Genomic DNA, 8,593 nt, shown 5'->3' with positions numbered 1-8,593 from the left:
AGGGACGCCGCCTGGGACGCCTCCAGGGACGCCGCCTGGGACGCCTCCAGGGCCGCCGCCTGGGCCGCCGCCTGGGACGCCGCCTGGGCCGCCGCCTGGGACGCCCAGCGCGAACGCTTCGGCGCGATGGTCCGCGCTGCGTTTGAGGAGGCCTGATCCATGGCCCTCGCACATGCCTATCACCCCCACTGCGGTTGCGCATCGTGCAACCGCCAGGAGCGCGCCGCGGCACTTGCAGATCAGCGCGCCGACGAACTGACCCTTGACCTGCACCGTAGCGGCCCCGTCTTCGCCGAGGCGCTTGGCGAGCTGAGCGATGAGCAGTGCACGCTGATCGCGGGCCACCTGGCGGACGGCAACGACGCTGGCGCCGCCGAGATCCTCCGCACGCTGGTCAGCGACTACATCGAAAGCGAGATCGTGCGGCGCAGCGATGACGTCGGCGCATCGCGGCTGGAAGCCGTGCAGCGGATGCTGACCGTGTACGACGTCAAGCCGCGCACCGCGCCGGCCAAGCCGTGGCAGGTGGCCGCATGAGCCCTAAGCGTGGAGATATAGGCAATCGCCTTGAGTCTTTATCTATTCCAGTTCCGGAAGCTGGTTGCTGGCTGTGGATAGGAAGGATGTCAACGAATGGCTACGGTCGCATTGGCATTGGTCGCAACAAGCAGTACAGGGCGCATAGGATTTCCTGGGAACACCACTTTGGCCCTATCCCCGATGGAATGTATGTCTGCCACAAGTGCGACGTTCGGAGCTGCATCAATCCCGATCACCTGTTCATAGGCACAGCCAAAGACAACGCTCGCGACAGGGAGGCTAAAGGGCGTGGTGTGCCGTATAGGGGTGGCGGCGGCTGGAATCGCGGAATGAAACTTTCAGTAACCCACCCCAACGGCGCCTTTGGGAAAAAGCGTGAAACGTCAGGAGGTGCGCAATGAGCTGGCCCTACTGGCTCGTCGGCGCGGTGGTTGTGCTGCTGCTGTGCCTGGCGTTTCGGCGCAAGCGGGTGGCGGATCACATCATCCACTGCCACTCAGGCGAAGAAATGCAGACGACGGTGCTCTTCATGCACCAACAAGGCTACGACTGCTTTGTGACCATCGATGAGGTGTGTTGGCAGGTCCGCTGCTACCGCAGGAAGGGGAGGCAGGAATGAGCGTCGTGATGTTCCCCGTGCAAGACAGCTACGACAAGTACCAGGTCTCGCACGTGCACCACCTTGCGGTTCAGATGGGCTTGGACCCGCGCAAAGCAGTCCGCGACTTCCTCACCGCAGAGAACCCCAAACAGCAGCGCGCAGAGATGGCAGAGCAAGCCCGGCGCGCTCGGATGCAGCAGGCATACGGAGAACAAGCATGAAAACGACCGCAGAGATGATCGAGGTGATGCAGGCGTTTGAGCGCGGGGATGAGGTCGAAATTCGACGGCTTGGCCGCCCAGACTGGGAGCCGATGATAAAGACTTCTATCCCTGTCTGGAACACATCGAAATTCGACTACCGCATCAAGCCCCGCGAGCCGAGGGTGATTTGGGTGAATGAGTACACCGGGAACGGCGATATCAAGTTCTACGGGCATGCAGACGAGGCTAGTGCACGTGGCGCTGCCGGCCATGTGGCTCGCGTCGCCGTCAAATACATCGAGGTGATCGAATGACCAGCTACGAGCAAGCCCGATCGGCCTACGAGTCGTACCTGCGGCGCACTGACCTGTTTTGCTTCCTTGCTGGCGTCTGCGTTGGCGCGCTGGGGGCTGTGATCGTGATGGTGGTAGTGGCATGAACACAATCGAACAGCGGGCGCGGGAGTTGCTAAGCGCCTTGTGCTCTCTGCCGATCAGCGCGGGGGAGGAAGCAGAGATCGCCCTGATCGCCGCCGCCATTGTCTCGCAGCCCGAGGCGTCCGCACCCGCAGTGCCGGGCGACTGGAGGCCGATAGCTGAGGCCCCCGAAGGACGGCTATGCGTCGTCGGCTGGCTTGATCCGGACGATAGCGAATCGCCCGAGCGCCACAATTTCGACTACATCGAGGATGGTTGCTGGGTGGAGCACGCAAATCTCGTCGAGTACGCCGATGCTGTCGCGCCTGCGGGCAGCAGCATGCCGCCACGCGATGCGCCCTACCGCTGGTTCATCGAGATCCCGTCTATGATCGCCGCCGCGCCGGCGCCGGACTCGCCATGAAAGACGCCGACTTCATCGCAGCGATGAGCGTTGGCATCCCTACGCTCCCCAAGCCCGAAGGCCTGATGAGCATCGACTGCACGGGAGTGCTGAAGGGGAACGCCGACCTAGAGCTGTCAGACATCGAACGAATTGAGGGCATCTGCGCGATGCTTAGGGAGATTGGATATGAGTGAGACGAAGTGGACGCCGGGGCCCTGGCGCGTCAAGTTCAGCAATTTCAGCGAGGTCACGGCCACGAACGGAGCAGTTGTGGCCAAAGTGCAGAAACTCACTGGCCTGGTGCAGATGCAGGACGACGCCCGCCTCATCTCTGCGGCGCCGGAGCTTTACGAGGCGCTCGATAGTCCGGTAATGAATCGGCTGTTGGGCGAGATTGAGGATGGAACGATCGATCCAGCCTTGCTGTGGTCCCTCGCCCAGCAGTGGATGGAGCTGCGCGATGCGGCACTAGCCAAAGCCCGAGGTGAGCAGCCATGAGTAAGCCGTCGTGGGACACGGCCCCGGAGTGGGCGAATTGGCTGGCGATGGATGCGGATGGCACTTGGTTTTGGTACGAGCAAGAGCCGCAACGCTTTGGCGATGGATGGCGCGTAGTTAGCGGGGATTGGGATATAGCGCAGCCCTGGCTTTACAAATGGAAGGAAACGCGGGAGCAGCGCCCATGATCGACCCACTGCACTTAACCCCGCTGGAGCAGCATGTGGACGACCTGCTGCGCTTCGAGAACTGGGAGCGCTACAGCCAGCAGTCCGCTGAGACCAAGGCTGCGATGGTGGCAATTCTTCCGCGGCGTCGGCTTGCTCCATTCATGCGCGGGCCGTTAGCACCTCTGCTGCATGGGCCGCAGTTCAACCGTCAATTCACTTTCAAGGCAGGCAAGCAATGAGCAATTCCAGTTCCTCCTCATCCTCCGGTGGCACCGGCTTTGTGGGCCTGCTGACCATCGTTTTCATCGTGCTGAAGCTGACCGGCGTCATCGCGTGGTCGTGGTGGTGGGTGCTGTCGCCGGTCTGGATTTCTGCACTGATCGCCATCCTCATTATCTTCGGCGCCATCCTCATCGTGGCCGCACGAAGGTAGAACACCCCGCGAACTGCGCGCGCATCTCCAGGCTGGCCGGAAGCCTGACGCAGTACCGGCACTGACAAGCGGCATTAGCTCAACTGGATAGAGCACCCGACTTCTATTCGGGTTGTTGGTGGTTCGACTCCATCATGCCGCGCCACCATGACAGCCGGGAAAGACCGGCACTTTTCCGACTGCGGCCTCGCCCTGGATAAGGGGACATGTAACAGAGGCCGCAGCCGGAAGAGTTTACGGATGGGCGCCGAAGCCGCCGCCACAGCGAGATCAATTTATGGTGAAGAAGGTAACCACTACCTGCAATTGGTGCTTCAGATCATTTGAAGCGCTCCTCAAAGAGGTCAACAGAGGGAGAGGAAAGTTCTGCGGGATTTCTTGCGCAAATGCATTCAAGTCTTCATCAAGAAAAAATCCAAATTCCCGAAAAGAGTGGATAGAGAAAAATAAGAACACAGAATGGTACGTAGCTCAGCGGAAAGCACACCATGCAGTTGAGCAGGCACTCAGGACAGGAAGGTTAGCCAAGAGAGACTGTGAGAGGTGCGGAAGTGACATAAGAGTGCATGCCCACCACGATGACTATTCAAAGCCTTTAGCAGTTGAGTGGCTTTGTGTTTCATGCCACAGGAAACATCATGGAGGAAGCGTGCGCGCATCTTGCAATCTACAAGCCACAAGGAGAACGACGTGAATGCAGTAACCACGATCAGCGAAGACCAGACCGACCTGATTAAGCGGACCATCGCCAAGGGGACGACTGACGACGAGTTGTCGCTGTTCATCCAGCAGTGCAAGCGCACCGGCCTGGACCCGTTCGCCCGGCAGATCTACGCCGTGAAGCGCTGGGACAGCCGCGAGCGCCGCGAAGTGATGAGCGTGCAGGTCAGCATCGATGGCTTCCGACTGATCGCTGAGCGTAGCGGCAAGTACGCCGGGCAGCTTGGCCCCTGGTGGACTGAGGACGGCAAGGAATGGGTTGACTGCTGGTTGGAGTCGGTGCCGCCGATGGCCGCCAAGGTTGGCGTGATGCGCTCAGACTTCAAGGAGCCGCTCTATGCCGTTGCCCGCTTGGACAGCTACCGTCAGTTGACAAAAGAGGGTAAGCCGGCCGGGCTGTGGGGAAAGATGCCGGAACTGATGATCGCCAAGGTGGCAGAGGCGCTGGCCCTGCGTCGCGCATTCCCGGCTGAATTGTCTGGCCTCTACACCTCCGACGAGATGGCGCAAGCGGCGCCGGCTGATGTCGTGGATGTACACGTCATCGACCAGAAGCCTGTCCTCATCGGCAAAGCGTCCCCGCTGGATGGCGTGTGGGACTCGCTTAGCGAGGAAGAACAAGAATTCATCGAGAAGCAGGCGGCGACCGTTCGCCAGGCGTTCGAGGACGGCGGCGCAGAAGTAGCAGCCAAGCTGATCTATCGCGACCTCAACCTCACTAACGAGGAAGTCATGGCGCTGTGGACCCGCTTGCCTTCCAACATCCGGAATCAGTCCAAGAAGTTCAAGGATGCAATCGTGCAGGAGCAAGCCGCATGAGCCGTGGAATCAACAAAGTCATCCTCGTTGGCAACCTGGGCAATGACCCGGAAGTGAAGTACACCCAGGGCGGCATGGCGATCACCCGTATCAGCCTAGCGACCACCAGTGTGCGCAAGGACAAGGACGGCAACCAGCAGGAACGCACCGAGTGGCATCGCGTGGTGTTTTTCGGAAAGCTCGGCGAGATCGCCGGCGAGTACCTGCGCAAGGGCAGCTCGGTCTACGTCGAAGGCTCGATCCGCTACGACAAGTACACCGGGCAGGACGGCGTGGAGAAGTACTCCACTGACATCGTCGCCGACGAGATGCAGATGCTGGGCGGCCGTGGCGACGAGGACAGGCAGCCAAGCCGGCAGCGCCAGCAGCCCGAGCGCAGGCCGCAGCAGAGCGCGCCGCAGAGGCAGCAAGCGACGCCGGCCGCCGATGACTTTGTAGAGGATGACATTCCATGGTGAACAATATGACCCCGACCATCACCCCCGAGGCGCTTGAAGGACTGGCGCATGAAATTTGGGCAGCAGCACAACTGGCACCAGGCGAGGGGATCATCGACGGCGTGGCCAGGATCAAGGTCATACTCGGCACCCTCCGCAACCTGCAGGCAGCCCCTGCTGCCGCTGGCGTGCCGAATGCTACCGACCGCGCAGTGATCGGGATGCTTCTCGATCTGGCCTATGACGCGTGGAACCTCTCCGACAATGCAGAAGACGTAGAGGAAGACGAGGTGTCGGTGCAGAGGGGCGATTTCGACAGCATGTCTCAGAGCCTTGATGCCTTGGATGCGCTGCCGGATGACCAGCAGGGCTACGTCATGGGACCGGCCGCAAAAGCACAGTGGGCGCTGCGGGGCATCCTGGGCGTAGAACAGCCCGCAGCGCAGCCGCAGGCCGAGCAGCAGGGCGGCCGCATCATCGGCTGGCGCGTTATCGACGGCGTGACGGTCTACGATGTCGCATCGCATTCCGGCATAGTCGAGCCGCAGAAGTTCGTCGGCTATGCCGCCTATCTCTCAGTGCTCGCCGCCCGCCAGCCGGTGCAGGCCGAGCAGCAGGGCGCGGGGGATGCGCTGGCGCGAAGCATCGCCGCCGCTGAATACCGCAGGCTCGGCAATGAAGACGCAGCAGAGCGTGCGGAGGCTGGAAAGCCGGCCGCTCAGGTCAGTTCATCATCGCTGATGCGCGCGATAAATGCCGCCCTCGCCGCCCGCCAGCCGGTGGGGGAGCCGACGGCATGGAAGTGGCGCCGGCACGCGCGCGATAAGTGGACGTGCGAGGGTTTTTGGGACTGCATCGAGGCCGACACAGCCAAGGATATGGAATCGAAGGGATGGGAGGTTGTACGGCTCTACACCGCCCCACCTGCGGCCGTGGACTTGCGTGAAGTCGATGAACTTTTCCGCATCTGGCAAAGCAATTTTGACAGCGGACAGCGACCAGGAAGCCCCCAGGATACAGAACTGTGGAATCGAATTGAAGCCATTCGGATGCTGATCGACAGCAAGGCGGTGCGGAATGGCTGAGCGACAGGTAATCACAGTTTGGTTTAGCTGCGGCGCCGCCAGTGCCGTGGCCGCAAAGTTGACGCTGGAGCGCTACGGCGCAAGCTACGATGTGCGTGTCGTAAACAATCCAATTGCAAACGAAGACCCGGATAACCGGAGATTTCTGGCGGACGTGGAGCGCTGGCTGGGTGTAGAAATCGAGTTTGCGACCCATTCCAAATACCCCTCTTGCGATGTCGAAGAAGTTTGGGAGCGAGAGCGCTACATCTCAGGGGTGGAAGGCGCGCCGTGCACCAAGTTCCTCAAGAAGGGTGCGCGCCAGCAGTGGGAGGGGCGCAATCGGCACGACTACATGGTGCTGGGCTTCACCGCAGACGAGAAGAAGCGTCATGATGACTTTGTGCTTACCGAACGCGCGAATGTGCTGCCGGTACTGATCGACGCTGGGTTGACCAAGGCTGATTGCTTCACCGTACTTGCGCGCGCCGGCATCGCTATCCCGCTCATGTACATCCTGGGCTATCCGAATGCTAATTGCCCCGGTTGCGGCAAGGCTACGTCGCCGACCTACTGGAATCACGTCCGGAAGGTGCATCCCGACGTGTTCGCGTCACGCGCGGTGCAGTCGCGGAGGCTAGGCGCACGCCTGGCGCGCTACAAGGGAAAGCGGATATTCCTGGATGAGCTTCCAGCCGACGCGAAAGGCCGCCCGATGAATTCCCTGAAGATGCCTGACTGCGGAATATTCTGTGAGGAAAAAACACATGGCTGAAATCGAACAGCGGGCGCGGTTTGAGGCGTGGGCAGAGTCCGAAGGGCTGATCGGAGTGTCCCACGGAATCATGTCGGTCAACAGCCAAACCGAAACAGCGTGGCGCGCATGGCAAGCCGCCCTCGCCTCGCAGGCGCAGGTGCCGGAGGGAGGGAATGATGAGCTCGGCTGAGCTTTGCCTGTCCCGTGATGAGGTCGCCGAGCTGTGCCGTACGCCACAGCGTGCGCGTCAGGCTGCATTCCTGCGCTCGAACGGCATCCGTCACTACCTCGATGCACACGGGTGGCCGGTAGTGCTGCGCAGCGCTGTAGACCCAACTGCAGCGCCAGCGCCGTCATCGGCCACTGCATGGAAATCCAACAAGGCAGCATGACATGGGGCGTAGACCCTCGCGACCGGGCGCCATCCCGCGCTTCCGGAAGCGGAAGCAGAAATCTGGCACTGTGCACTACTACTACGATCACGGTGGCAAGCCCCGCAAGGAGACGCCGCTGGGATCGGACTACGGCCTAGCGATCAAGAAGTGGGCGGAGTTGGAGCATGCGAGTCGCATCCCGGCCGCTGCCGCAGCTACGTTCCGGCATATTGCAGACCGCTACCGGGTCGAGGTGATCCCGACGAAGGGGGCCGAGACCCAGCGCGTGAACATCAACGAGCTAAGCCGGCTGCTGGCCTACTTCGATGACCCTCCGGTGCCGTTCGAGGCGATCCGCCCAATGCATGTGCGCGCCTACATGGACTGGCGCAAGGATGCGAAGGTCACCGCTAACAGAGAGAAGGCCCTACTGTCCCACATCTGGAACTGGGCCAGAAACAAAGGGTACACCGACCTGCCAAACCCCTGTGCCGGTGTCAGCCGCAACCGCGAGAGCGGGCGCGACGTGTACGTGGAGGACGACGTGCTGCAGCGCGTGTACGACGCCGCCGACCAGGTGCTTCGCGATGCGATGGATCTAGCCTACCTGACTGGGCAGCGTCCGACCGATAGTCGTGAGCTTGACCTGCGCAACATCAAGACAGAGAACGGCCAGCGGGTGCTTGTGCTGCGTCAGGGCAAGACCAAGACGCCCATGCGCATCGCGATCACGGGGGAGCTTGACACGCTGATTGATAGGCTGCTGTCTCGTAAGCGGCCGGATAGTGCGCCTATAAGCACACGCCTGCTGCTGGGCGAGGATTGGCTGCCGATCGGCAAGGATGCGCTGCGCTACCGATTCGATAAGGCCCGCGAGCGGGCTGGCATCGCCAAGAAGGACTTTCAGTTCCGCGATTTGCGCGCGAAGGCCGGCACGGACAAGGCCGACTCGGCCGGCGACATCCGGCAGGCGCAGAAGCAGCTAGGACACAAGTCGGTGACTACGACAGAGATCTATGTCCGAAATCGCAGGGGCGCAGTGACCAGCCCAACGAAGTGATTGCGTAGCGCTCTGCTGATTGCGGAGCAGCGCGACAGGAGCGAAAGCCTTGCGGTGTTTGGTGGGCCGTGATGGATTCGAACCATCGACCAAAA

Annotated in this window: 18 protein-coding genes and 1 tRNA gene; all 19 read left to right on the top strand. The window is 61.4% G+C overall.

All coding sequences use genetic code 11. The annotated features are described in order from the left end of the window. Positions 1-159: 159 nt before the first annotated feature. The 19 genes from D183_RS0102235 (at position 160) to D183_RS0102145 (ending at position 8,498) form a co-directional block, all read left to right on the top strand. Positions 160-537: a hypothetical protein gene (locus D183_RS0102235; protein WP_017907548.1), complete on the top strand. Its 378-nt coding sequence runs from the start codon at positions 160-162 to the stop codon at positions 535-537. Next, positions 534-941, top strand: a complete 408-nt coding sequence (locus D183_RS28220) for an HNH endonuclease signature motif containing protein (protein WP_198527626.1) — start codon at positions 534-536, stop codon at positions 939-941. Before D183_RS0102235 ends, D183_RS28220 begins: the two co-directional genes overlap by 4 nt. Then, positions 938-1,159, top strand: coding sequence for a hypothetical protein (locus D183_RS0102225; protein WP_017907547.1), 222 nt, complete (start codon positions 938-940; stop codon positions 1,157-1,159). The genes D183_RS28220 and D183_RS0102225 overlap by 4 nt, the downstream gene beginning before the upstream one ends. Beyond that, on the top strand, positions 1,156-1,362 hold the full coding sequence (locus tag D183_RS0102220) for a hypothetical protein (RefSeq protein WP_017907546.1): 207 nt from the start codon (positions 1,156-1,158) through the stop codon (positions 1,360-1,362). Before D183_RS0102225 ends, D183_RS0102220 begins: the two co-directional genes overlap by 4 nt. Further along, entirely contained in the window at positions 1,359-1,658 is a 300-nt protein-coding gene (locus D183_RS0102215; RefSeq protein ID WP_017907545.1) for a hypothetical protein, read from the top strand. The genes D183_RS0102220 and D183_RS0102215 overlap by 4 nt, the downstream gene beginning before the upstream one ends. Next, positions 1,655-1,783: a hypothetical protein gene (locus D183_RS28115; protein WP_017907544.1), complete on the top strand. Its 129-nt coding sequence runs from the start codon at positions 1,655-1,657 to the stop codon at positions 1,781-1,783. Before D183_RS0102215 ends, D183_RS28115 begins: the two co-directional genes overlap by 4 nt. Beyond that, entirely contained in the window at positions 1,780-2,184 is a 405-nt protein-coding gene (locus tag D183_RS0102205; protein ID WP_017907543.1) for a hypothetical protein, read from the top strand. Before D183_RS28115 ends, D183_RS0102205 begins: the two co-directional genes overlap by 4 nt. Continuing rightward, entirely contained in the window at positions 2,181-2,360 is a 180-nt protein-coding gene (locus tag D183_RS0102200; RefSeq protein WP_017907542.1) for a hypothetical protein, read from the top strand. Before D183_RS0102205 ends, D183_RS0102200 begins: the two co-directional genes overlap by 4 nt. Continuing rightward, entirely contained in the window at positions 2,353-2,664 is a 312-nt protein-coding gene (locus D183_RS0102195) for a hypothetical protein (RefSeq protein WP_017907541.1), read from the top strand. The genes D183_RS0102200 and D183_RS0102195 overlap by 8 nt, the downstream gene beginning before the upstream one ends. Before the next feature lie 184 nt (positions 2,665-2,848). Then, positions 2,849-3,073, top strand: a complete 225-nt coding sequence (locus D183_RS0102185) for a hypothetical protein (RefSeq protein ID WP_017907540.1) — start codon at positions 2,849-2,851, stop codon at positions 3,071-3,073. Continuing rightward, positions 3,070-3,267 (top strand): hypothetical protein, encoded by a 198-nt coding sequence (locus tag D183_RS0102180; RefSeq protein WP_017907539.1) that lies wholly within the window; start codon positions 3,070-3,072, stop codon positions 3,265-3,267. Before D183_RS0102185 ends, D183_RS0102180 begins: the two co-directional genes overlap by 4 nt. A 68-nt stretch (positions 3,268-3,335) precedes the next feature. Beyond that, positions 3,336-3,412 (top strand) — tRNA-Arg (locus tag D183_RS0102175). Between the two features lie 545 nt (positions 3,413-3,957). Further along, positions 3,958-4,806, top strand: a complete 849-nt coding sequence (gene bet / locus D183_RS0102170; protein ID WP_198527625.1) for a phage recombination protein Bet — start codon at positions 3,958-3,960, stop codon at positions 4,804-4,806. Beyond that, positions 4,803-5,264: a single-stranded DNA-binding protein gene (locus D183_RS0102165; protein WP_017907537.1), complete on the top strand. Its 462-nt coding sequence runs from the start codon at positions 4,803-4,805 to the stop codon at positions 5,262-5,264. Before bet ends, D183_RS0102165 begins: the two co-directional genes overlap by 4 nt. Further along, positions 5,258-6,328, top strand: a complete 1,071-nt coding sequence (locus D183_RS0102160) for a hypothetical protein (protein WP_017907536.1) — start codon at positions 5,258-5,260, stop codon at positions 6,326-6,328. The genes D183_RS0102165 and D183_RS0102160 overlap by 7 nt, the downstream gene beginning before the upstream one ends. Next, positions 6,321-7,082 (top strand): hypothetical protein, encoded by a 762-nt coding sequence (locus tag D183_RS0102155; RefSeq protein WP_017907535.1) that lies wholly within the window; start codon positions 6,321-6,323, stop codon positions 7,080-7,082. Before D183_RS0102160 ends, D183_RS0102155 begins: the two co-directional genes overlap by 8 nt. Further along, the gene (locus D183_RS23800) at positions 7,075-7,254 is read left to right on the top strand and encodes a hypothetical protein (RefSeq protein WP_017907534.1); all 180 of its coding nucleotides are present in this window, start codon (positions 7,075-7,077) and stop codon (positions 7,252-7,254) included. The genes D183_RS0102155 and D183_RS23800 overlap by 8 nt, the downstream gene beginning before the upstream one ends. Next, positions 7,238-7,456 (top strand): DUF4224 domain-containing protein, encoded by a 219-nt coding sequence (locus D183_RS26195; RefSeq protein WP_081613242.1) that lies wholly within the window; start codon positions 7,238-7,240, stop codon positions 7,454-7,456. The genes D183_RS23800 and D183_RS26195 overlap by 17 nt, the downstream gene beginning before the upstream one ends. A 1-nt stretch (position 7,457) precedes the next feature. Next, a complete protein-coding gene (locus D183_RS0102145) occupies positions 7,458-8,498 on the top strand; it encodes a site-specific integrase (protein ID WP_017907533.1) in 1,041 nt (346 codons plus the stop codon). Positions 8,499-8,593 lie beyond the last annotated feature (95 nt).

The sequence above is a fragment of the Xanthomonas sp. SHU 199 genome (assembly GCF_000364665.1).
GTDB lineage: Bacteria > Pseudomonadota > Gammaproteobacteria > Xanthomonadales > Xanthomonadaceae > Xanthomonas_A > Xanthomonas_A sontii.
Note: the sequence above shows the minus strand (reverse complement) of the source record. Positions and strands in the feature narration are given on the sequence as shown.

Bases quoted from the DNA above. Each gene is read 5' to 3' on its own strand.
- D183_RS0102220 (WP_017907546.1), top strand. From the start codon at position 1,156: ATGAGCGTCGTGATGTTCCCCGTGCAAGACAGCTACGACAAGTACCAG.
- D183_RS23800 (WP_017907534.1), top strand. From the start codon at position 7,075: ATGGCTGAAATCGAACAGCGGGCGCGGTTTGAGGCGTGGGCAGAGTCC.
- D183_RS0102225 (WP_017907547.1), top strand. From the start codon at position 938: ATGAGCTGGCCCTACTGGCTCGTCGGCGCGGTGGTTGTGCTGCTGCTG.
- D183_RS0102200 (WP_017907542.1), top strand. From the start codon at position 2,181: ATGAAAGACGCCGACTTCATCGCAGCGATGAGCGTTGGCATCCCTACG.
- D183_RS0102145 (WP_017907533.1), top strand. From the start codon at position 7,458: ATGGGGCGTAGACCCTCGCGACCGGGCGCCATCCCGCGCTTCCGGAAG.
- D183_RS28220 (WP_198527626.1), top strand. From the start codon at position 534: ATGAGCCCTAAGCGTGGAGATATAGGCAATCGCCTTGAGTCTTTATCT.
- D183_RS0102180 (WP_017907539.1), top strand. From the start codon at position 3,070: ATGAGCAATTCCAGTTCCTCCTCATCCTCCGGTGGCACCGGCTTTGTG.
- D183_RS28115 (WP_017907544.1), top strand. From the start codon at position 1,655: ATGACCAGCTACGAGCAAGCCCGATCGGCCTACGAGTCGTACCTGCGG.
- D183_RS0102195 (WP_017907541.1), top strand. From the start codon at position 2,353: ATGAGTGAGACGAAGTGGACGCCGGGGCCCTGGCGCGTCAAGTTCAGC.
- D183_RS0102155 (WP_017907535.1), top strand. From the start codon at position 6,321: ATGGCTGAGCGACAGGTAATCACAGTTTGGTTTAGCTGCGGCGCCGCC.
- D183_RS0102185 (WP_017907540.1), top strand. From the start codon at position 2,849: ATGATCGACCCACTGCACTTAACCCCGCTGGAGCAGCATGTGGACGAC.
- D183_RS0102205 (WP_017907543.1), top strand. From the start codon at position 1,780: ATGAACACAATCGAACAGCGGGCGCGGGAGTTGCTAAGCGCCTTGTGC.
- D183_RS0102165 (WP_017907537.1), top strand. From the start codon at position 4,803: ATGAGCCGTGGAATCAACAAAGTCATCCTCGTTGGCAACCTGGGCAAT.
- D183_RS26195 (WP_081613242.1), top strand. From the start codon at position 7,238: ATGATGAGCTCGGCTGAGCTTTGCCTGTCCCGTGATGAGGTCGCCGAG.
- D183_RS0102235 (WP_017907548.1), top strand. From the start codon at position 160: ATGGCCCTCGCACATGCCTATCACCCCCACTGCGGTTGCGCATCGTGC.
- D183_RS0102160 (WP_017907536.1), top strand. From the start codon at position 5,258: ATGGTGAACAATATGACCCCGACCATCACCCCCGAGGCGCTTGAAGGA.
- D183_RS0102215 (WP_017907545.1), top strand. From the start codon at position 1,359: ATGAAAACGACCGCAGAGATGATCGAGGTGATGCAGGCGTTTGAGCGC.